Below are 21,298 nucleotides of genomic sequence, written 5' to 3'. Positions count from 1 at the left end.
GCTGCAATAACTTTCGTTATAGGAAAATTTCACAAAAGCGTTGACGCATGCGCGTCATATCCGCATAATTCCGCTCCTGACGACGCGCCCGTAGCTCAGTTGGATAGAGTACCTGGCTACGAACCAGGCGGTCGGGAGTTCGAATCTCTCCGGGCGCGCCAGTTTGGAACACTGTTCTTGCAGTGATCCCCGTCAGAACAATAAAGGTAAAACGCGCCCGTAGCTCAGTTGGATAGAGTACCTGGCTACGAACCAGGCGGTCGGGAGTTCGAATCTCTCCGGGCGCGCCATTACACCGAACAGCAGGCTTTGCCTGCTGTTTTTTTTCGTCCCGGCGACGGCATCTCCATCGCGCTCCGCTCCGGCGACGCAGGCCAGGCGTTCCTTTCACACGGCCGACGCAAACAACCCCCGCCACCGATCGACGAACGGACGCCCCGGAACCGCCGGCCGCAGATGGCAGCGGACAGCGCCGGCTTCGATCGCCAGGGAAATCCGCCCGTACGGGAACAGTTCCCCGCAGAACAGGCAACGCCACTGGCGCATCCTGGCCAGGCGCCACGGAACCCCGCCATCCTGCAGATCCGGAAGGCATCGCACCAGGGCTACCCCGCCTGCCTCCACCATTGCAGCCCGGACCGCAGCCCCGCATCCCGCGATGATCCATAAAAAAAGCGCCGGCTTCCGCCGGCGCTTTCATTGCACTCGAACCGCTGCCGATCAGGCTTCCGGCGGCGCGGCAGCCTGCTCCGCATCAGCCGCCACGGCATCCTCGTCCGCATCGTCGGCCGACTGCAGCGAGGCATCCAGGCGTTCGACCGCCTGCAGCTTCTCGCCCTTGGACAGGCGGATCAGGGTCACGCCCTGGGTGTTGCGGCCCACGCGCGAGATCTCCGAGCCACGGGTACGCACCAGGGTGCCGCCATCGGAGATCAGCAGCACTTCGTCGCCGGTACCCAGCAGCACCGCACTGACCAGTTTGCCGTTGCGCTCGCTGGTCTGGATGCCGATCACGCCCTGCGTGCCGCGGCCCTTGCGCGGATAGTCGGCCAGCGGGGTGCGCTTGCCGTAGCCGTTCTCGGTGGCGGTGAGGATGTACTGCACGCCGGCATCGTCCACTGCATCGACGATCTCGGCACCGTCGACCGACACGTCCTCGACGCTGTTGTCGTCCTCGCCCTCGTCCTCAACGCCACCGGCGCTTTCGGCCACGATCAGGCTGACCACTTCCTCGCCTGTAGGCATCCGGATGCCGCGCACGCCGGTGGCGGTGCGGCCCATCGAGCGGACCTTGTCCTCGCCGAAGCGCACGGTCTTGCCATTGGAGGCGAACAGCAGGATGTCGCGCTCGCCATCGGTCAGGCCGACGCCGACCAGCGCATCGCCCTCATCCAGATTGATGGCGATCTTGCCGCGCGCCAGGCGGAACGCGAACTCGCTCAGCGGCGTCTTCTTCACCGTGCCGTTGCGGGTGGCGAAGAACACGAAATGGCCGTCGTCGTACTCGCGCACCGGCAGCACCGCCTGCACGCGCTCGCCGTTCTCCAGCGCGATCCAGTTGATGATCGGACGGCCGCGCGCGCTCGAGCCGGCTTCCGGCAACTGGTACACCGGCAGCCAGAACACCTTGCCCGAGCTGGTGAAGGTCAGCAGCGTGTCGTGGGTGTTGACCAGCCACAGCTGCTCGATCGAATCCTCGTCCTTGGTCGCCGCCGCGCTGCGGCCGCGGCCGCCACGCTTCTGCGCGCGGTAGGCCGATACCGGCTGGCGCTTGACGTAGCCGGCGCGCGACAGCGTCACCACCACGTCCTCCGGCGCGATCAGGTCGAGGATGTCCAGGTCTTCCTCGCTGTGGCGGATCTCGGTGCGGCGCTCGTCGCCGTACTCGGCGCGCACGCTTTCCAGCTCCTCGCGGATCACCTGCAGCAGGCGGTCCGGGTTTTCCAGGATGTGGATCAGCCCGGCGATCACTTCCAGCAGCTGCCTGTATTCCTCGGTGAGCTTGTCCTGCTCCAGGCCGGTGAGGCGGTGCAGACGCATTTCCAGGATCTGCGTGGCCTGCACGTCGGACAGCTGGTAATTGCCATTGACCAGGCCGATGCCCTTGGGCAGGTCTTCCGGACGCGAGGCCTCGGCGCCGGCGGCACCCAGCAGCGCGCCGACCAGGCCCGGCTCCCACACCTTGGCGAGCATGCGCTCCTTGGCCTCGGCGGGGTTGGACGAGGTCTTGATCAGCTCGATCATCTCGTCGATGTTGGCCAGCGCGACGGTCAGGCCTTCCAGCACGTGCGCGCGCGCGCGCGCCTTGCGCAGTTCGTAGATGGTGCGGCGGGTGACCACCTCGCGGCGGTGGCGGACGAACGCCTCCAGCATCTCCTTGAGGTTCAGCAGCTTCGGGCGGCCGTCGACCAGCGCCACCATGTTGATGCCGAACACCGACTCCATCTGGGTCTGCTGGTAGAGGTTGTTCAGGACAACTTCCGCCGACTCGCCGCGCTTGATCTCGATGTAGATGCGCATGCCGTCCTTGTCGGACTCGTCGCGCAGCTCGCTGATGCCCTCGAGCTTCTTTTCCTTGACCAGCTCGGCGATCTTCTCGATCAGCCGCGCCTTGTTCACCTGGTAGGGAATCTCGGTGACGATGATCGATTCGCGGCCGTTGTCGGCCACTTCGATGTCGGCCTTGGCGCGGATGCGCACGCGGCCGCGGCCGGTGCGGTAGCCGGCGATGATGCCCGCGGTGCCGTTGATGATGCCGGCGGTCGGGAAATCCGGGCCCGGGATGTACTCCATCAGGCCATCGACGTCGATCGACGGGTTGTCGATCAGCGCGATGCACGCATTGATGGATTCGGTGAGGTTGTGCGGCGGGATGTTGGTGGCCATGCCCACCGCGATGCCGGCCGAACCGTTGACCAGAAGGTTCGGGAAGCGCGTCGGCAGGACCGTCGGCTCCAGTTCCTTCTCGTCGTAGTTGGGCTGGAAATCGACGGTTTCCTTGTCGATGTCGGCCAGCATCTCGTGGCTGATCCGCGACAGGCGCGATTCGGTGTAACGCATCGCCGCCGGGCTGTCGCCGTCGACCGAACCGAAGTTGCCCTGGCCGTCGATCTGCATGTAGCGCAGCGAGAACGGCTGCGCCATGCGCACCAGCGTGTCGTAGACCGCGCTGTCGCCGTGCGGGTGGTACTTACCGATGACGTCGCCGACGATGCGCGCCGATTTGTAATACGGCTTGTTGGCGTGCGCGCCCAGCTCCTGCATCGCGTAGAGGACGCGGCGATGGACCGGCTTGAGGCCGTCGCGGGCGTCGGGGAGCGCGCGCCCCACGATCACGCTCATGGCGTAATCGAGGTAGCTCTTGCGCATCTCGTCTTCCAGGTTGACCTGGATGATTTCCTTGGCGGTTTCTGCCATTCGGATTCCGTATTCTGGTAGCGGTCCGGAGCGGCGCCGACGGCCCTTGTGGGCGGTCCCGGCACAAGCCCGATTCAAGTGGCCGAGTTTACCACACGGCGCCGTCTGCCGCCTCAGGCAGCAGCACTTTTAACGGAATAAATCAGGGACTTAGCCGCCGATTGCGGCACTCGGCGGCGGTTTCCGCCGAGTACCGGCGGAGCGCCGCCGCGCGCACCGCCGCGGACGGCAGGCCACGGGCCGGATTCAGCCGCCGAAAGCGGCCTGCATGGCACCGGCATCGGGATTCAGGATCACGCCCTTCTCGGTCACGATGGCGTCGATCAGGCTGCCCGGGGTCACGTCGAACACCGGGTTCCAGGCCTGGATGCCTTCGGCCACGGTGCGCACGCCGCCAACACCGAACAGCTCGCCCGGATCGCGCTGTTCAATCTCGATTTCATCGCCATGCGCGGTGCCCATGTCCACCGTCGAGGACGGCGCCACCACCATGAACTTCACGCCGTGGTGGCGCGCGGCGATGGCCAGCTGGTAGGTGCCGATCTTGTTGGCGGTGTCGCCGTTGGCGCAGATGCGGTCGGCGCCGACGATCACCCACTGCACCGCGCCGGTCTTCATCAGGTGCGAGGCGGCCGAGTCGGCGACCAGGGTCGCGTCGATGCCGTCCTGCTGCAGCTCCCACACGGTCAGGCGCGCGCCCTGCAGCCACGGCCGGGTCTCGCCGGCGAACACGCGTGCGATGCGCGCCTGCGCGATGCCCGCGCGGATCACGCCCAGCGCGGTACCGAAGCCGGCGGTGGCCAGCGAGCCGGTGTTGCAATGGGTCAGCACGCCGCTGCCCGGCGCGATCAGGCCGGCGCCCAGCGCGCCCATGTGGCGGTTGGCGGCCAGATCCTCATCGGCGATGGCCTGCGCCTCCAGCGCCAACGCCTGCTTCCAGTCGCTGCCGGCGCCGGCCAGCGCGCGGCGCATGCGCGCCAGCGCCCAGGCCAGGTTGACCGCGGTCGGACGCGCGGCATTCAGGCGCGCCATCGCCGGCGCCAGCGCACGCGACGCGGCGGCGCCATCGTCGGCCTCGATCCCGCGCGCGGCCAGCACCACGCCCCAGGCGGCGGCGATGCCGATGGCCGGCGCGCCACGCACGGTGAGCGCGTGGATGGCCTCGGCGACCGCATCGCTGTCGCGGCACAGCACGTGCTCCACGACAAAGGGCAGCTTGCGCTGGTCCAGCAGCTCCAGCGCGTCGCCGGTCCAGCGGATCGGGCGGATATGGTCGTAGCGGGCGTAATCGATGGCGTGGTTTGCGTTCATCGCGCCATTGTATCGGCGCCGCCGTCAGTCGGCGGAAAACTCGGCGCGGCAGCCCTTGTCCACCCAGATGCCGGTGCGGTCCCAGCCCCAGCTGCGGCCTTCCTCGCAGGCGGCGCTGGACAGCTGCCTGAGCAGGGTGACCCTGCGCTCGACGCTCACCCCGCACTCCCGGCGCATCTCGCTCTTCGATTCGCAGGTGACCTGGCGCGGAACGTCCACGAAGCCGGAGCCGTCTTCGGCGCCCACCTCGAACTGCCCCTGGCAACCGCGGCTCACCCAGATCTCGTTGCGCCCGTATCCCCAGGTGCGTCCTTCCCTGCACGGCAACAGCGACTGCTGGCGGATCAGGCGCACCGGCGCGCCACGCAGCAGCACCGGGCAGGTAACGGTCCGGCCCCTGGATTCGCAACGCACCATGCGCCGCACCAGGCGCTGCCCGGGAGCCGGCTGTTCGGCGGCGAACTCGGCGCGGCAGCCACGGCTGACCCATACGCCCCGCTCCTCCACGCCCCAGCTGGTCTCGCGGATGCAGCTCTGCGTGGAAAGCTGACGCACCAGCTGCACGCCGCGCGACACGTCCATCGCGCAGCGCTGGCGTGCACCGCCGTCCGATTCGCAACGCACCACCGGCGCATCCGCAGACGACGACTCGTCCTGCCCGGCCAGGGCCAGCATCGGCATCAGCCACAGCAATGGGCCGCAAACACCTTTCATCCGACCTTCCCACCCTGCAATCCGATGGACTCCGCGGATACAGACTCTGCATCCGCAGGCGTGATCAGAGCATCATCCGCGGCACGCAGGCAATACATGCGCGGGTGATGCGGCGGAAACGGCAAAGCACGGGGTGCGGGCAGGCCTGCGCGCCCGCGGCCGCCGGCACGCAAGGGTGCACTCAGGCGTGGGCGAAATCGAAGGCCAGCACATCGGCGATGCGGCCGGTACCGGCCAGCGCCATCAGCAGGCGGTCCACGCCCACCGCCACGCCGGCGCACTGCGGCAGGTCCGGCAGCGCGGCCAGGAACGGCTCGTCCAGCGGCGGCTGCACGTCGCCGCGCGCGGCGCGCACCGCCAGATCGCGCTGGAAGCGCTGGCGCTGCTCCCCGGCATCGTTCAGCTCGTGATAGCCGTTGGCCAGTTCCACCGCGCCCAGGTACAGCTCGAAGCGCTCGGCCAGCGGCGGTTCGCCCGGGCGGATGCGGGCCAGCGCCGCCTGCGTGGCCGGCCAGTCGTGGACCACGGTGATGCGGTCACCTGGGAAGTGCGGCTGGATGCGATGGGTCATCAGCAGGTCCAGCCAGTCGTCGCGGGTGAGACCTTCGGGATTGATGCCGATGCCGGCCAGCGGCGCGCGCAGCTGCGCTTCGTCGGCGCAGAACGGATCCACGCCCACCGCGTCGATGAACAGTTCGCGATAGGCCAGCACCTGCAGCGCGGCTTCGCGGCCGACCATCGCCAGCGCCGCGCGCACCAGTTCCACCGTTTCATCGATCAGACGATGGTGATCCCAGCCGACGCGGTACCACTCGAGCATGGTGAACTCGGGGTTGTGGCGGCCGCCGGCCTCGCCATTGCGGAATACCCGGCCCAGTTCGTAGCAGTCGCCGACACCGGCGGCGAGCAGGCGCTTGAGCGGATACTCGGGCGAAGTGCGCAACCAGCGCACCGGCGAGCCGGCATCGACATGGCCGCTGAAGCGGGTCTGGAAGCCGTCGATGTTCGGCTCGGTGTTGCCGGCCGCCGACATGATCGGCGTCTCCACTTCCAGCACGTCGCGGCGGGCGAAGAAATCGCGGATCAGGGCATTCAGGCGCGCGCGCCGGCGCAGGGCCTCGATCATGGCGCACACCCGACCGCCATGGATGGCGGGAATGCCGGTTCTGCAGGAGCAGGAAACGGCCGTGCGCCACCCTGCGGGCGGCTTCGCCGTGAATAACGGCTGTCCTGCCGTTCTTTCATGGATGCAGCCCCTTCGGCGTGGCGGCCAGCGGCAGGGTCAGGATGTCCCGCTCGTCGTCGCGGTAGCCGGCCGACAGGTACAGCGCCTTGGCCCGGGCGTTGTGGTGGTTCACTTCCAGCCGCATGACGCTGGCGCCCTCGACGATCGCCCAGTCGCGGGCCAGCGCCAGCGCCTGCCGGCCCCAGCCGCGGCCACGCGCGGCCGGGGCCAGATAGAGCTCGTCCAGCAGCACGAAGCGGCCGCCCTGCTCCACGCTGAAACACCAGCCCAGGGTGATGTAGCCGGCTTCGGCCACATCGTCGCCTTCCAGCAGCAGCACCGCCCCGCAGGCCGGATCGGCCAGCAGCGTGCGCAGGCCGGGCTCGACCAGTGCCGGATCAAAGGCGATCTGATCCTCCGCATAGAAGGCGCGCACCATGGCGATCAGGCGTGGGAAATCCTCGGGTGCGGCGAGGCGGAAGCGCAGGTTCATGGTTGTTGTCCGTGTCCGGTGAGGAAGGCGAGCAGGCGCGGTTCGTCCCACACCTCCACGCCCAGTTCGTTGGCCTTGTCCAGCTTGGAGCCGGCTTCGCTGCCCGCGACCACGAAGGCGGTCTTCTTCGACACGCTGCCGGCGACCTTGGCGCCCAGCGCTTCCAGCCGCGCCTTGGCGGCGTCGCGGGTCAGCAGCGACAGCGTGCCGGTCAGCACCACGGTCTGGCCATCCAGCGGCCCGGCCGGCTGCGCACTGGCTTCCGGCGCCAGTTCCAGCAGGCGCTGCATCTGCGCCTCGCCCTTGAGCAGCAACTGGCCGTGATTCTCGCCTTCCAGCCACTGCACCAGTCCGCGCGCGGTGTCCTCCGGCAGACCGGCGGCGATGAAGTGCCCCGGCTCGGCATCGAGGATCTGCTGCGCGGAGGGCAGCGCGGCCACCAGTTTCTCCGCGCGCAGCCGGGTGATGCCGGGAATCTCGGCCTCGACCAGCAACTGCGCCAGGTCCAGCCCTTCGCGCAGCCGCGCCGATGGCAGGCGGGTGTCGCGGATGCGCACCTGCCCGACCTGCAGCAGCGCATCGATGGCCTGCTGGTTGCCTTCCTGCTCGAAGAAGTGACCCAGCGAACGCGCCACCTCGCCGCCGATGTCGGGCACGCGCTTGAACAGCGGCCACGGCAGCTGGCGGATCAGCTCCAGGTCGCCGAACCACTGCGCCAGCGCCTTGGCGGTACTCTCGCCGACATGCTCGATGCCCAGCGCGAACAGCAGCCGCTCCAGCGTGGCATCGCGGCTGGCGTCGATGGCGGCGATCAGGTTGTCGGCCCAGCGGGTGGCGATCTTCTTCGTGTTCCATTCGAAGGCCACCGGCAATGCCAGCGCCTGCGCGCGCCAGTTGCCGCCTTCGCCATCGAGCCTGAGCACGGCATTGAGCACCGCACCACTGCCCTCGACTGGCAGGTGCGGTTTGAGACTGGTGGCCAGCGCGGAGGAATCGTCGGCGTCGAGCACCAGTTTCAGGTGCAGCAGCTGGTCGCGGGTGAGCCGGTACAGGTCGGCGACGCCGCGGACGATGCCGGCATCCACCAGGGTCTCGATGTACCGGTCGCCTAGCCCGTCGATGTCCATCGCGCGCCGCGAGGCGAAATGGGCGATGGCCTCCTTGCGCTGCGCCGGGCAGCTCAGCTCGCCAGAACACCGCCATACCGCCGCGCCCTCCTCGCGCACGATCTCGGCGCCGCAGACCGGGCAGGCCGCCGGCATAGTCCACGGCGTCGCCCCCTGCGGGCGGCGCTCAGCGATGACACTGACCACTTCGGGGATCACGTCGCCGGCGCGGCGCACGATCACCGTATCGCCCACGCGCACGTCCAGCCGGGCGATCTGGTCGGCGTTGTGCAGGGTGGCGTTGGTGACGGTCACCCCGGCCACCTGCACCGGCTGCAGGCGCGCCACCGGCGTGGCCGCGCCGGTGCGACCGATCTGGATCTCGATCGCCTCCACCGTGGTGGTCTGCTCCTGCGCCGGGAACTTGTGGGCGATGGCCCAGCGCGGCGCGCGGGCGACGAAGCCCATCTCGCGCTGGCCGTCGCGGTCGTCGAGCTTGTAGACCACGCCGTCGATATCGAACGCCAGCCCGTCGCGGCGCGCGCCGATCTCGCGGTAGTAATCGAGCAGGCCGTCGGCGCCCTCGACCACGCGGCACAGGTCGCTGACAGGGAAGCCCCACTGCGCCAGCCGCGCCAGCGTCGCCGAATGCGTGGCCGGCAGCTCGCCGCCGTCGACCTCGCCGGTGCCGTAGGCATAGAAGCTCAACGGCCGCTGCGCGCTGACCTTCGGGTCGAGCTGGCGCAGCGAGCCGGCCGCGCCGTTACGCGGATTGGCCAGCACCTTGCCGCCATGCAGGCGCGCCTGCTCGTTGTATTTCTCGAAATCGGCGCGCGGCATGTAGACCTCGCCGCGCACCTCCAGCACCGCCGGCCAGCCTTCGCCATCGAGCCGGGCCGGAATCACCTGGATCTGGCGCAGGTTAGCGGTGACGTCCTCGCCGGTGGTGCCGTCGCCGCGGGTCGCGCCCTGCACGAACGCGCCATCCTCATAGCGCAGGCTGATCGCCAGGCCGTCGAGCTTGGGCTCGGCAGAGAACAGCAGCTGGCTGCGGTGCAGGCGCTCATCAATGCGGCGCACGAAGTCGCGCACTTCCTCGTCGCTGAAGGCATTGCCCAGCGACAGCATCGGCAGGGCATGCATCACTTCGGCGAAGCGCGAGGACGGCCTGCCGCCGACCTGGTGGCTGGGCGAATCGGCGTTGTCCAGCTGCGGATGCGCCGCTTCCAGCGCCTCCAGCTCGCGCATCAGTGCATCGTACTCGGCGTCGGGAATCAGCTGTTCGTCGTGCTCGTGGTAGGCCTGTGCGGCCATGGCCAGCTGCTGGCGGAGCTCGGCGATGCGCTGGCGGGCGGTGGCGTCGGAAGTCATGCGCCGATTTTACCCGCGCGGGTGCATGCATCGCGCGATGCGATGGCGAATGCGCGGGGCGCCGACCCTCATTGCGAGGCGCTCGCCCGGCAATGCCTGGCAGGACGCTGTCCAGCTCTGCAGGGTCACGGTGCTTCTCCGCGTGCGGCGGGGATTGCAGGTGAGGCCACAGCGGGGCGTTGCCCCGCTCTACATGGCGACTGTGTTCTGCAGCGCCGGGCAGCGCCCGGTGGGGATTTACCGGTGAGGCCATAGCGGGGCGTTGCCCCGCTCTACATGGCGGCTGCGTTCTGTAGCGCCGGGCAGCGCCCGGTGGGGATTTGCCGATGAGGCCACAGCGGGGCGTTGCCCCGCTCTACATGGCGGCTGCGTTCTGTAGCGCCGGGCAGCGCCCGGCGGGGATTTGCCGGTGAAGCGGAAAGTTACCAGCGCGGCGGCTTGGTCAGCGGCGGCGCCTGGTGCTGGCGATCGTAGGCGCGCAGTTCGTCGCGGATGTGGGCGATGCGCTGCCGGCCCAGCGCGTTGCGGCTGTCGTCCAGCACCACGCCGTCCAGCAGTTCGGCCATGCGCTGCACGGTGGGCAGCATTTTTTCCCAGGCGTCGAGCGCGGTCATCGGCGCCGGCAGGGTCAGGAAGAAGGCGATGGCCGGGGTTTCCATCTCGCGGATGTGGGCCATGTCGAAGCTGCCCGGCTTCATGATGCTGGCCATGCTGAAGATCGGCCCGCGCTCGGGGTGGCCCTCGACCAGGCGGTGGAAGACATTCATGTAGCCGAACACCAGGCCGGTCTTCTCCGCGGCGACCACGATGTCCTCGCCGCGCAGCGACAGGCCCGCGCGCGCGGCCACGTACAGCGAGACGATCTTGTCGAAATCCTGATTGGCGCGCTTGCCCAGTTCACTGCCTGCCGCTTCCACCTCCGGCAATCCCAGTTCCTGCTGGGCCGCTTCGACGCCGGCATCGGTATCGGCCGGCGCTTCGATGCCCTCGCCCTCCGCGCCCAGCACCGGTTCGCGCCGCGGCCGCTCGCCGCTTTCGGCCGGCTCGCGGCGCTTGCCCTGCGCCGGCTTCTTCGGCCGTCCGAACAGGAAGATCGCCGCGATCAGCAGCACTCCGGCGGCCAGGATGCCGATGCGCAACAGAGCCATGTCGGACATGCAGTGGGTTCTCCGGTCAACGTGTTCAGATCGATAAAGAATGGCACGTCAGGCCGCGCCCGCCAAACGCGCGGCTTCTTCCAGATCCACGCTGACCAGGCGGCTGACGCCCGGCTCGCGCATGGTCACGCCCGAGAGCTGGTGCGCGGCCTCCATCGTCGCCTTGTTGTGGCTGACGAACAGGAACTGCACTTTTTCGCTCATTTCCTTGACCATGTTGGCCAGGCGGCCGACGTTGGCCTCGTCCAGCGGTGCGTCCACCTCGTCGAGCAGGCAGAACGGCGCCGGGTTGAGCTGGAAGATGGCGAACACCAGCGCCACCGCGGTCATCGCCTTCTCGCCGCCGGACAGCAGCGAGATGCTGGACACGCGCTTGCCCGGCGGGCGCGCCATGATGGTCACGCCGGTGTCGAGCAGGTCCTCGCCGGTCAGTTCCAGGTAGGCGTGGCCGCCGCCGAACAGGCGCGGGTACAAGGCCTGCACGCCGGCATTGACGCGGTCGAAGGTGTCCTTGAAGCGGCCACGGGTTTCGCGGTCGATCTTGCGGATCGCCTCTTCCAGCGTTTCCAGCGCGGTGGTCAGGTCCACGTTCTGCGATTCCAGGTACTCCGAACGCTGCGAGGCCTCGCCGTATTCGTGGATGGCGGCGAGGTTGACCGGCTCCAGTCGGCGCATGCGCGCGTCGATCTGCTGCACCGCCTGTTCCCACTCGCCGATGCGCGCTTCCTCGGGCAGGGTGTTGACCACATCCTCCAGCACGAAGCCGGCCTTCTCCACCGCTGCCTGCAGCTGCTCGGCGCTGAGCACCAGCGCCTGCTGGTCGAGCTTGCGCTGGGAAATGCGTTCGCGCTGCGCCAGCGCCTGTTCGTCGCGCTGGTGGCGGGTCTGCTCCAGCGTGCGCAGTTCGGCATCGATGCCGTCCAGCTGCGCGCGCGCCTCGGCCAGCACGCGGTCCACGCGCACGCGCTCGCCGAGAGTGTTCTGGTGCTCGGCCTCCAGCGCCTGCACCGGCGTGTCGCCCTGGTCCAGCTGCGAATGCAACTCGCCCAGGCGCGAATCCAGCTGCCCGCGCTGGGTACTCATGCGCTCCAGCGCCTGCGACAGCGAGGCGATCTGCGCGCGCTGCGATTCCAGGGTCAGCGCCAGCGCGTGCATGCCGTCGCGCACGTTGCGCGCCGCATCGCGCGCCAGGTCGCGGGCCTCGGTCAACTGGCGGCGCTCGCCTTCCAGCGCCTGCCGCGTGGTTTCCAGGTCGCCCATGCTGGACACGGCGTCCTCCAGCCGCACCCGCGCCTCGCCGGCCTGCTCGCGACTGTCGTCCAGCGCTTCGAGCAACTGCGCGAGCTCGCCTTCGATACGCTCGATGCGGGTGCGCGCCGATTCCAGCCGGCCGCGCTGGCTCTGCAGCTGCCCGGCCAGTTCCGAAGCGCCGCGGTGGGCCTGGTACAGCGCCCGCTGCGCTTCCTCGCGCTGCTGCTCGGCGGCCAGCAGTTGTTCGCGGAACGTGCCGAGCTGGCGCTCCAGCTCGCTCTCGCGCTCCTGCAGGCCTTCGATCTGCTCGCGCAGGGTGACGATCTCGCGCTCGCGCAGCAGCGCCCCCTGCTTGGCCGCGCCCTGCCGCGACACCCGCAGCCAGCCCTCGCCCAGGCGCTCGCCGTTGCGGGTGATGATCGAGTCGCCGTCATCCAGCTGGCGCTGCAGCTCGCGTGCGGCGGCCAGGTCTTCGGCGCCATGCAGGCGCGCCAGCAGGCGACGGATCGCCAGCGGCCCCTGCACGCGCGCGGCCAGCGAAGTCGGCGCGAAATCGGCGTTGCCTTCGGCATCGGCCACCAGCGCGATGCGGCCCTCGCCGAGTTCGCCCAGCGCATCGACCAGGGTTTCGGGCGCATCGACCAGCACGCCCTCGATCAGCTGGCCCAACGCGCTTTCCACCGCGTTTTCCCAGCCGCTTTCCACCGTGATGCGCTCGCCGACGCGCGCCGCCGAATCCAGCCCGCGCGCCTTCAGCCAGGCCACCGCGGCGCCCTGCTCCTGGCCAAGCGCGGCCTGCTGCAGGGTTTCCAGCGAAGACAGACGGCCGCGTGCGGCCTGTGCCTGCTTGCGCACTTCGGCCAGCTCGGCCTGGCTGGTACGCTGCCGTTCCTGCAGCGTCGCCGCGCTTTCCTTGCGCAGTTCCACCTGTTCGTTCAGCTCGTCCAGCGCCGCGGCCTGCGACTCGTGCTGCAGCTGCAGCTGCTCGAATGCCTCGGCCAGCGCTTCCACGTCGAGACCGGCGCGCTCGGCCGCCAGCGCCTCGCGGCGGCGGTCGGCCTCCAGGATCTGGCGGTCCAGATAATCGACGCGGGTGCGCTCCACTTCGCCCGAACGGGTGGCTTCGGAGGTATTGCGGTTGTGCGCCTCCCAGCGCTGCTGCCAGTCGTGCAGCGCGGCCTCGGCTTCGCGCAGCCCTTCCTGGCGGAATTCGTTCTCTTCCTGCTGCTGTTCCAGCTGCGGCTCGGCGTCCGCCACCGCCTCGCGCAGCACCATCAGCCGCGCTTCGTCGCCGCTGATGTGCTGGCCCAGTTCGGCCAGGGCCTGGCGGGTCTCGTCGCGCGCCTTGTGCAGGCGCTGCGCCATTTCGCGCTGGTGCTGGATCTGCTGCTCCAGCCGGGCCAGCGTGCTGCCGACCTGGTAGACGTCGGCCTGCGCGCGGGCCAGCGTCTCGGCCGCTTCCTCGCGGCGCATGCGGCCGGTCTCGATGCGGCTCTCGGCTTCGCGCTGTTCGGCGATCAGCTGCTGCAGCTTGGTTTCCTCGCGCGCCAATGCCTCGCGCAGGCCGCCCAGGCGGGTATCCAGCCCACGGTATTCCAGCGCCTTCCATTCGGCGTCCTTGACCCGGCGCTCTTCCTGCAGGGCCTGGTACTGCTCGGCCTGGCGCGCCTGCCGGCGCAGGTGCTCGAGTTGCTTGCCGATTTCCTCGCGCAGGTCGTTGAGCCGGTCCAGGTTCTCGCGGGTGTGGCGGATGCGGGTCTCGGTCTCCTTGCGGCGCTCCTTGTACTTGGAGATGCCGGCCGCCTCTTCCAGGTAGACGCGCAGGTCTTCCGGGCGCGCCTCGATGATCTGGCTGATCATGCCCTGCTCGATGATCGAGTAGCTGCGCGGGCCCAGACCGGTACCGAGGAACAGGTCGGTGATGTCGCGGCGCCGGCACTTGGTGCCGTTGAGGTAATAGTTGCTGCTGCCGTCGCGGCTGACCAGGCGCTTGACCGATATTTCGTTGAACGCGGCGTACTCGCCGGCGATGGTGTGGTCGGTGTTGTCGAAGATCAGCTCGACCGTGGCCTGCGATACCGGCTTGCGCCCGGACGACCCGGAGAAGATCACGTCGGTCAGCGAATCGCCGCGCAGGCGGCTGGCCGAGCTCTCGCCCATCACCCAGCGCACCGCATCGATGATGTTGGACTTGCCGCAGCCGTTGGGCCCGACCACGCCGGTCATGTTGGTCGGCAGGTGCAGCGTCGTGGGATCGACGAACGACTTGAAACCGGACAGCTTGATCGTGGATAGACGCATGAGGCGGGAGGTTCCAGTGCCGGGCCGAGGGGGCGGCACCGTGGTTTTCCGGGAATCGGGAGTGGGTGGACCGCAATCCGCAGGGAGTATAAGCCCCTCTCCCGCCGGGGCGCCGGCACCGGCACACGCTCCCGGCCCCGGGGGAAGAGGCTGGGATGATGGCGCATGCGAAGCCCGCGGCACATGGCCGTACGGAACTTCAGCGCAGCGCGTCACGCGCCAGGCGCACGCCCCCATCGCTGGCGGGCAACACGCTTCGACCCGGAAGGAAAAAAGAACGGGCGCCTTGCGGCGCCCGTTCCGGATACAGCTTGAACCGCAGGGATCAGGCGTCGGCTTCGACGATGACCTTGACGGTGGTTTCCACGTCGGCGTGCAGCTTGATGACGACGTCGTATTCGCCGACAGCGCGGAAGGCGCCTTCGCCGAGGATGACTTCGCTCTTTTCCAGCGGCAGGCCGGCGGCGGTGAAGGCCTCGGCGATGTCGCGCGGGCCGACCGAGCCGTACAGCTTGCCTTCGGTCGACGCGTGGGCGCCGATGGTGACGCTGGCATCGGCGAACTTGGCGGCGCGGGCTTCGGCGTCGTCGTGCGAGGCCTTGGCCTTGGCTTCATAGTCGGCGCGCTTGGCTTCGAAGGCGGCGACGTTGGCTTCGGTGGCCGGCACGGCCTTGCCGTGCGGGACCAGGAAGTTGCGGCCGTAGCCCGGCTTCACGTCGACCAGGTCACCCAGGTTGCCCAGGTTGGTCACCTTCTGCAGAAGAATCAGCTTCATTTTCTTGCTCCGTTATTCGTTAGCGATGCCCCTTCAGGCGCACCGCAACGCTTGCTGTCCGAATGGACGGGGTAGACGTATCAGACGTCGTGGTTGTCCGTGTACGGGATCAGCGCCAGGAAACGGGCGCGCTTGACCGCCGTGGACAGCTGGCGCTGGTACTTGGACTTGGTGCCGGTGACGCGGCTCGGCACGATCTTGCCGTTCTCGGTCAGGTACTGGCGCAGGGTGTTGAGATCCTTGTAGTCGATCTCCTTCACACCTTCGGCCGTGAACTTGCAGAACTTGCGGCGACGGAAGAACTTGGACATGAGCTGACTCCTTATTCGGCAGAGGCGGCGTCGTCGCCGGCTTCTTCATTGTTGGAATTGGCAGCTTCTTCGTCGTCACGACGACGGCGCTCGCCACGCTCGGGCTTGTCGCCCTTCTCGTCCTTGCTCTTCATGATCAGCGACTGCTCGGTGTCGGCCTCGTCACGCTTGATGACCAGGTTGCGCAGCACGGCGTCGTTGAAGCGGAAGCTTTCGGTCAGTTCGTTCAGCACCGACTGGTCGGCTTCGATGTTCATCAGAACATAGTGGGCCTTGACCAGGTTCTGGATCGGATAGGCCAGCTGGCGGCGGCCCCAGTCTTCCAGACGGTGGATCTTGCCGTTGCCGTTCTCGACCAGCGCCTTGTAGCGCTCGACCATGGCCGGGACCTGCTCGCTCTGGTCCGGGTGGACCAGGAACACGACTTCGTAATGACGACTCATGTTTTTCTACCTTTCGGATGTAGCCCTCTCGGGCCGGACAGCCCCCCGGCATGGAACGCGGTGGGGCAAGGATCCCTGCACGAGGAGCGCAGGGAGCCGCGCATTATCCACTGCGCACGCGCTCCGGACAAGTCGGCCCTGTCCATGCCCGATCCGGACCGGGGCACGGCGTTTGCCCGGCGCACCGGCTCCGGCAAATCCATTGCTGCACCGCAGCAGTACAATTGGCAGCCGCATCCCCGCCGATCCCGGATACGTCGTGCCCTCCCCCTCTTCCCTGGCCGCGAGGCTGAACCCGCGGCAACGCGCCCTCATCCTGCTGGCCCTGTCCCTGGGCGGCTTCGCCATCGGGACCAGCGAGTTCGCCAGCATGGGGCTGATGCTGGAAATCAGCCGCGGGCTGGCAATCAGCGAGGCCCAGGTGGGCCACCTGATCAGTGCCTACGCCATCGGCGTGGTGGTCGGCGCGCCGCTGCCGGCCTTCGCCGGCGCAGGCGTCGGCCGCCGCACCCTGCTGCTCTGGCTGATGGGCTTCTATGCCGCCGGCAACCTGGCCAGCGCACTGGCGCCCAACTACGCAAGCATGCTGCTGGCGCGCTTCGTGGCCGGCCTGCCGCATGGCGCCTACTTCGGCGTGGCGATGCTGGTGGCCGCCTCGATCAGCCCGCCGGAGCAGCGCGGCGCGGCGGTCTCGCGGGTGCTGCTGGGCCTGTCCATCGCCATCCTGGTCGGCAACCCGCTGACCACCTGGCTCGGCCAGCAGTTCGTCTGGCGCATCGCATTCGCCCTGGTCAGCCTGCTGGCGCTGGTCACCATGGCGATGCTCGCGCGCCATCTCCGCCCGGACCCGGACGAGGTCCGCACCACCCCGATGCGCGAACTGCGCGCCTTCAACCGCCCGCAGGTATGGCTGGCACTGGCGATCGGGGCGATCGGTTTCGCCGGCATGTTCTGCGTGTTCACCTACCTGGCGCCGACCCTGGTCGGCGTCACCGGCGTGGACGAGCGCTGGATGCCGGTGGCGGTGGGCCTGTTCGGCGTGGGCGCGATCATCGGCAACGTGGCCGGCGGCTGGCTGGTCGACCGCCTGCAGTTCCGCGCCGCCGGCGTGCTGCTGGCGTGGTCGATCCTGGTCCTGCTGCTGTTCCCGCTGGCCGCCGGTTCGGCCTGGGCGGTGGCCCCGGCGATCATCGCGGTCGGCACCATGGGCGCGCTCGCCGTTGCCCTGCAGACCCGGCTGATGGACGCGGCTGGCGAGGCGCAGACCCTGGCCGCGGCCTCCAACCATGCCGCCTTCAACACCGCCAACGCGCTCGGCCCGTGGCTCGGCGGCATGGCGATCGGCGCCGGCTACGGCCACGCCTCCACCGGTTATGTCGGCGCGGCTACCGCCGCGATCGGCCTGCTGCTGTGGGTCGCGGCGACCTGGCTGGAGCGCCGCCACGCCGCGCGGTCGCTGGCCTGCTGCCAGTGAACCGCCTGGCGCGGCATCGGCCAGCGCCCTGCCGCTGCGCCTCAGCGGTGGGTTTCGTCCGTGGTGAAGCTCTCGCCGCACCCGCACTCGGCGGTGGCGTTCGGGTTCCTGAAGGTGAAGGTCTCGCTCAGGCCCTGCTTGCCGAAGTCGATTTCGGTGCCGTCCACCAGCGCCAGGCTGTCGGCGTCGACGAAGATGCGCACGCCGTCCTGCTCGAACACGGTGTCGTCCTGGCGCTGTTCGCGCGCCAGGTCGGTGATGTGGCCCCAGCCCGAGCAGCCGGTGCGGGTCACGCCGAAACGCAGGCCCAGCGCGCCGGGAGTCTGTTCGACGAAGCGCTGGACGCGGGCGAAGGCGACGGGAGTGAGATGGATGGCCATGGGGGAGCGACTCCGGGGATTGCGGGGCGATTATAGGAAAAGCCGGCTGTACCGGCCCCGGATGGCGGATTCCTCGCCTGTCCGGCCGCGCAGCCGCTAGAATTCCATGTTCACAGATCGAGTCGATCAGCAGAGGATTCAAGTCATGACGGTGGTCAGCGTTGCGCACGCCCTGGCCGGGAAGATCCCGGAAGGCGGAGAAGTCACGGTTCGCGGTTGGGTTCGCACGGTCCGTGCCTCCAATGGGCTGGCCTTCGTCAACGTCAGCGACGGCTCCGGCTTCGCCCCGATCCAGGTCGTGGCCACCGATGCGCTGGCCAACTTCGAGGACATCAAGCGCCTGACCCCGGGCTGCTCGGTCATCGCCAGCGGCAAGCTGGTCAAGTCGCAGGGCAAGGGCCAGAGCTTCGAGATCCAGGGCGAGAGCCTGGAGATCGTCGGCTGGGTCGAGGACCCGCTGACCTATCCGATCCAGCCCAAGCCGATGTCGCCGGAATTCCTGCGCGAAGTGGCCCACCTGCGCCCGCGCACCAACCTGTTCGGCGCCGTGACCCGCATCCGCGACTGCCTGTCCAAGGCCGTGCACCGTTACTTCCACGAGAACGGCTTCTACTGGATCAGCACGCCGATCGTCACCACCTCCGACGCCGAAGGCGCCGGCCAGATGTTCCGCGTCTCCACGCTGGACCTGGCCAACCTGCCGCGCACCGGCGATGGCGGGATCGACTTCAGCCGCGACTTCTTCGGCAAGGAAACCTTCCTGACCGTGTCCGGCCAGCTCAACGTCGAGGCCTACTGCCTGGCGCTGAGCAAGGTCTATACCTTCGGCCCGACCTTCCGCGCCGAGAACAGCCACACCACCCGCCACCTGGCCGAGTTCTGGATGGTGGAGCCGGAAATCGCCTTCGCCGACCTGGCCGAAGACGCCCGCGTGGCCGAAGAGTTCCTGAAGTACCTGTTCCGCGCGGTGCTCGACGAGCGCGCCGACGACATGGCCTTCATCGCCGAGCGCGTGCAGAAGGATGCCATCACCCGCCTGGAAACCTTCGTCAACGCGCCGTTCGAACGCATCGAGTACACCGATGCGGTCAGCCTGCTGCAGAAGTCCGGCAGGAAATTCGACTACCCGGTGGAATGGGGCCTGGACCTGCAGACCGAACACGAGCGCTGGCTGACCGAGGAGCACGTCGGCCGCCCGGTGGTGGTGACCAACTACCCCGAGCACATCAAGGCCTTCTACATGCGCCTGAACGACGACGGCAAGACCGTCGCGGCGATGGACGTGCTGGCCCCGGGCATCGGCGAGATCATCGGCGGCAGCCAGCGCGAGGAGCGCCTGGACATCCTCGACGCGCGCATGGCGCAGTTCGGCCTGGATCCGGAGCACTACCAGTGGTACCGCGATTTCCGCCGCTACGGCTCGGTGCCGCACGCCGGCTTCGGTCTCGGCTTCGAGCGCCTGGTGGTCTATGTCTGCGGCCTGTCCAACATCCGCGACGCCATCCCCTACCCGCGCGCGCCGGGCTCGGCGGAATTCTGACCCAGTGACACGGAGGCCACGCCGGTGACCCTGTTCTTCGCCCTGTGCTTCATCGGCGTCGCCATCGCCGGGTTCAGCGCGTTCCTGATCTTCTGGCCGCTGACCCTGGTGCATGTCCGTGACCGCCATCCCACGGTGGCCGGCGGCTTCGGCGACTTCGCCTTCCTCGACGGCAAGGCACTGCGCTGGCTGGTCGGCGGCCGCTACCACGCGCTCGACGACCGCGCGCTCAGTGGCCTGGCCACCCCGGCCCGGATCGCGCTGTGCGTGATCTGGTTCGGGCTGGGCATGGCCGGCCTGCTCTGGCTTTATTCCCTGGCAATGAAATGAACGACATCGATACTTCCGCCGACCAGTGGTGGCTGGCCAGCCTCGGCACCACCCTGGTCTGGGCGCGCCTGCGCGTGCGCCCGGCCGGTACCGCCGAGGTGCTGGACAGCGACGGCAACACCCTGAGCTACGACAGCGAGGACACCGCGCGCGCGCAGTTGTTCGACGCCGAATTCGTCGCCTGGGACGGGCTGGACGAAGAGGACGCGCTGGCGCGCGGCTTCTCGCTGCATGAAGTGCGGCCGCCGCAGGCCGGCAACGACGCCGACCTGCGCGGACGCATGGTGCAGTCGCTGGGCGGGCGCGCCTGATCGGCCTGTGTTCACCCCGCGCGCCTTCGCCGAGCATGATCTGGTGTGGCTGGATCGCCTGCTGCAGCGCGATCCGTTCGTCACGGTGCTGACCACCGGTGCCGACGGCCTGCCCGAGCTGACCCGGCTGCCGGTGCTGTACCGGCGCGACGGCGAGCGCATCGAACTGCTCGGCCACTGGGCCCGGGCCAACCCGCAGGCACGTCAGGCCGGTGCCGCCAAGGTGCTGGTCGATGGCCCGCACGGTTATGTGTCGGCCAGCTGGTATCCGGACAAGGACAGCGCCGCGCGCGTGCCGACCTGGAACTATGCCAGCGCCGAACTGCGCGGCCGCCTGGAGCCCTTCGACGATGAAGACGCGCTGGCCGCACTGGTCGGCGAACTCAGCGACCACTTCGAGGCGGGCGTCGGCCAGGCCTGGCGCTTCGAACCGGAGCGCGACGAGCAGCGCCGCCAGTTGCGCGGCATCGTCGGCTTCCGCTTCCAGGTCGAACAGGTACAGATCAAACTGAAACTCAGCCAGAACCACCCGGACGCCAACCAGCAGGCGGTGATCGCCGCGCTGGAACGCCTGCCCGGCCATGCTTCCCATGAACTGGCGCAATGGATGCGCCGGCATCGCGGGCAGGCCGCCGCCGGCGACTGAGCGCCCCCGTTTCCCGCGACGACGCGGCCATGCTGGCCGCGCCATCCTCCCCACCGACGTCAGGGACACCCCAAATGAAAGACATCCGCAGGCTGCTGCAGAACAACCGCGAATGGGCGGACCGGATCGCCAAGGAAGATCCCGAGTTCTTCCACCAGCTGGCCAAGCAGCAACATCCGGAATACCTGTGGATCGGCTGCTCCGACTCGCGCGTGCCGGCCAACCAGATCATCGGCATGGCCCCGGGCGAGGTATTCGTGCATCGCAACGTCGCCAACGTGGTGGCGCACAGCGACCTGAACTGCCTGAGCGTGGTGCAGTACGCGGTGGACCAGCTGAAGGTGAAGCACATCCTGATCGTCGGCCACTACGGCTGCGGCGGCGTGCACGCCTGCCTGCACAATACCCGCGTCGGCCTGGCCGACAACTGGCTGCGCCATGTCGGCGACGTGGCGCAGAAGCACTCGGCGATCCTCGATGCGATCGAGGACGACGAGCTCAAGCATGCCCGCCTGTGCGAGCTGAACGTCATCGAGCAGGTCGCCAACCTGTGCCGCTCGACCATCGTCGAGGACGCCTGGGCGCGCGGCCAGAAACTCATGGTGCACGGCTGGGTCTACAGCCTCAAGGACGGCCGCGTCAGCGAGATGGGCATCGACGTGGGAGCGGCCGAAGACCTGAAACCGGCCTACGAGAGCGCCCTGGCCTTCGTTCCGCGCCACGGCCGGCGCGACTGATTCCC

18 protein-coding genes and 2 tRNA genes are annotated in these 21,298 nt (G+C 68.6%); 8 read left to right on the top strand and 12 right to left on the bottom strand.

The window, feature by feature from the left end:
* Positions 1-84: 84 nt before the first annotated feature.
* Both ABB22_RS08540 and ABB22_RS08535 read left to right on the top strand, forming a co-directional pair.
* Positions 85-161: transfer RNA gene (locus ABB22_RS08540), tRNA-Arg, on the top strand.
* A 52-nt stretch (positions 162-213) separates the two neighbouring features.
* Positions 214-290, top strand: a tRNA-Arg gene (locus ABB22_RS08535).
* A 430-nt stretch (positions 291-720) separates the two neighbouring features.
* Here the strand turns inward: ABB22_RS08535 and gyrA are convergent.
* The 11 genes from gyrA to rpsF form a co-directional block, all read right to left on the bottom strand.
* Entirely contained in the window at positions 721-3,417 is a 2,697-nt protein-coding gene (gyrA, locus tag ABB22_RS08525; protein WP_055764900.1) for a DNA gyrase subunit A, read from the bottom strand.
* Between the two features lie 246 nt (positions 3,418-3,663).
* Positions 3,664-4,728: an S-methyl-5-thioribose-1-phosphate isomerase gene (mtnA, locus tag ABB22_RS08520; RefSeq protein ID WP_055764898.1), complete on the bottom strand. Its 1,065-nt coding sequence runs from the start codon at positions 4,726-4,728 to the stop codon at positions 3,664-3,666.
* Positions 4,729-4,752: 24 nt separating this feature from the next.
* The gene (locus ABB22_RS08515; RefSeq protein ID WP_055764896.1) at positions 4,753-5,442 is read right to left on the bottom strand and encodes a DUF3011 domain-containing protein; all 690 of its coding nucleotides are present in this window, start codon (positions 5,440-5,442) and stop codon (positions 4,753-4,755) included.
* A 181-nt stretch (positions 5,443-5,623) separates the two neighbouring features.
* Positions 5,624-6,568 (bottom strand): EF-P lysine aminoacylase EpmA, encoded by a 945-nt coding sequence (gene epmA / locus ABB22_RS08510; RefSeq protein WP_055764894.1) that lies wholly within the window; start codon positions 6,566-6,568, stop codon positions 5,624-5,626.
* Between the two features lie 115 nt (positions 6,569-6,683).
* Positions 6,684-7,160: a GNAT family N-acetyltransferase gene (locus tag ABB22_RS08505; protein ID WP_055764892.1), complete on the bottom strand. Its 477-nt coding sequence runs from the start codon at positions 7,158-7,160 to the stop codon at positions 6,684-6,686.
* Positions 7,157-9,637, bottom strand: coding sequence for an NAD-dependent DNA ligase LigA (gene ligA / locus ABB22_RS08500; RefSeq protein ID WP_055764891.1), 2,481 nt, complete (start codon positions 9,635-9,637; stop codon positions 7,157-7,159). Before ligA ends, ABB22_RS08505 begins: the two co-directional genes overlap by 4 nt.
* A gap of 422 nt (positions 9,638-10,059) precedes the next feature.
* Positions 10,060-10,794: a cell division protein ZipA gene (gene zipA, locus ABB22_RS08490; RefSeq protein WP_055764889.1), complete on the bottom strand. Its 735-nt coding sequence runs from the start codon at positions 10,792-10,794 to the stop codon at positions 10,060-10,062.
* Between the two features lie 48 nt (positions 10,795-10,842).
* A complete protein-coding gene (gene smc, locus ABB22_RS08485) occupies positions 10,843-14,346 on the bottom strand; it encodes a chromosome segregation protein SMC (RefSeq protein ID WP_055764888.1) in 3,504 nt (1,167 codons plus the stop codon).
* A 325-nt stretch (positions 14,347-14,671) separates the two neighbouring features.
* Positions 14,672-15,121, bottom strand: a complete 450-nt coding sequence (rplI, locus tag ABB22_RS08480) for a 50S ribosomal protein L9 (RefSeq protein ID WP_055764886.1) — start codon at positions 15,119-15,121, stop codon at positions 14,672-14,674.
* Between the two features lie 80 nt (positions 15,122-15,201).
* Positions 15,202-15,432: a 30S ribosomal protein S18 gene (gene rpsR / locus ABB22_RS08475; protein WP_054666474.1), complete on the bottom strand. Its 231-nt coding sequence runs from the start codon at positions 15,430-15,432 to the stop codon at positions 15,202-15,204.
* An 11-nt stretch (positions 15,433-15,443) separates the two neighbouring features.
* The gene (gene rpsF / locus ABB22_RS08470) at positions 15,444-15,875 is read right to left on the bottom strand and encodes a 30S ribosomal protein S6 (protein WP_055764884.1); all 432 of its coding nucleotides are present in this window, start codon (positions 15,873-15,875) and stop codon (positions 15,444-15,446) included.
* A 259-nt stretch (positions 15,876-16,134) separates the two neighbouring features.
* On the opposite strand from rpsF, the gene ABB22_RS08465 reads away from it, so the two are divergent.
* Positions 16,135-17,349 (top strand): MFS transporter, encoded by a 1,215-nt coding sequence (locus tag ABB22_RS08465; protein ID WP_055765425.1) that lies wholly within the window; start codon positions 16,135-16,137, stop codon positions 17,347-17,349.
* A 41-nt stretch (positions 17,350-17,390) separates the two neighbouring features.
* Here the strand turns inward: ABB22_RS08465 and ABB22_RS08460 are convergent, their stop codons facing one another.
* Positions 17,391-17,729 carry a HesB/IscA family protein gene (locus tag ABB22_RS08460; protein ID WP_055764882.1) on the bottom strand — a complete coding sequence of 113 codons (339 nt, stop codon included), beginning with the start codon at positions 17,727-17,729 and terminating at the stop codon, positions 17,391-17,393.
* Between the two features lie 145 nt (positions 17,730-17,874).
* Here ABB22_RS08460 and asnS point away from each other — a divergent pair, with 145 nt between their 5' ends.
* The 5 genes from asnS (at position 17,875) to can (ending at position 21,293) form a co-directional block, all read left to right on the top strand.
* Complete coding sequence (asnS, locus tag ABB22_RS08455) at positions 17,875-19,269, top strand: asparagine--tRNA ligase (protein ID WP_055764880.1); 1,395 nt, start codon at positions 17,875-17,877, stop codon at positions 19,267-19,269.
* A 24-nt stretch (positions 19,270-19,293) separates the two neighbouring features.
* Entirely contained in the window at positions 19,294-19,599 is a 306-nt protein-coding gene (locus tag ABB22_RS08450; protein ID WP_055764878.1) for a hypothetical protein, read from the top strand.
* Positions 19,596-19,910: a hypothetical protein gene (locus tag ABB22_RS08445; RefSeq protein WP_055764876.1), complete on the top strand. Its 315-nt coding sequence runs from the start codon at positions 19,596-19,598 to the stop codon at positions 19,908-19,910. The genes ABB22_RS08450 and ABB22_RS08445 overlap by 4 nt, the downstream gene beginning before the upstream one ends.
* Before the next feature lie 7 nt (positions 19,911-19,917).
* Positions 19,918-20,556: an FMN-binding negative transcriptional regulator gene (locus tag ABB22_RS08440; protein ID WP_055764874.1), complete on the top strand. Its 639-nt coding sequence runs from the start codon at positions 19,918-19,920 to the stop codon at positions 20,554-20,556.
* A gap of 74 nt (positions 20,557-20,630) precedes the next feature.
* Complete coding sequence (gene can, locus ABB22_RS08435; RefSeq protein WP_055764873.1) at positions 20,631-21,293, top strand: carbonate dehydratase; 663 nt, start codon at positions 20,631-20,633, stop codon at positions 21,291-21,293.
* The last annotated feature ends 5 nt before the right edge of the window (positions 21,294-21,298 follow it).

It is taken from the genome of Stenotrophomonas nitritireducens (assembly GCF_001431425.1).
GTDB lineage: Bacteria > Pseudomonadota > Gammaproteobacteria > Xanthomonadales > Xanthomonadaceae > Stenotrophomonas > Stenotrophomonas nitritireducens.
The sequence above is the reverse complement of the archived record's forward strand: the minus strand, read 5'-3'. Positions and strand labels throughout refer to the sequence as shown.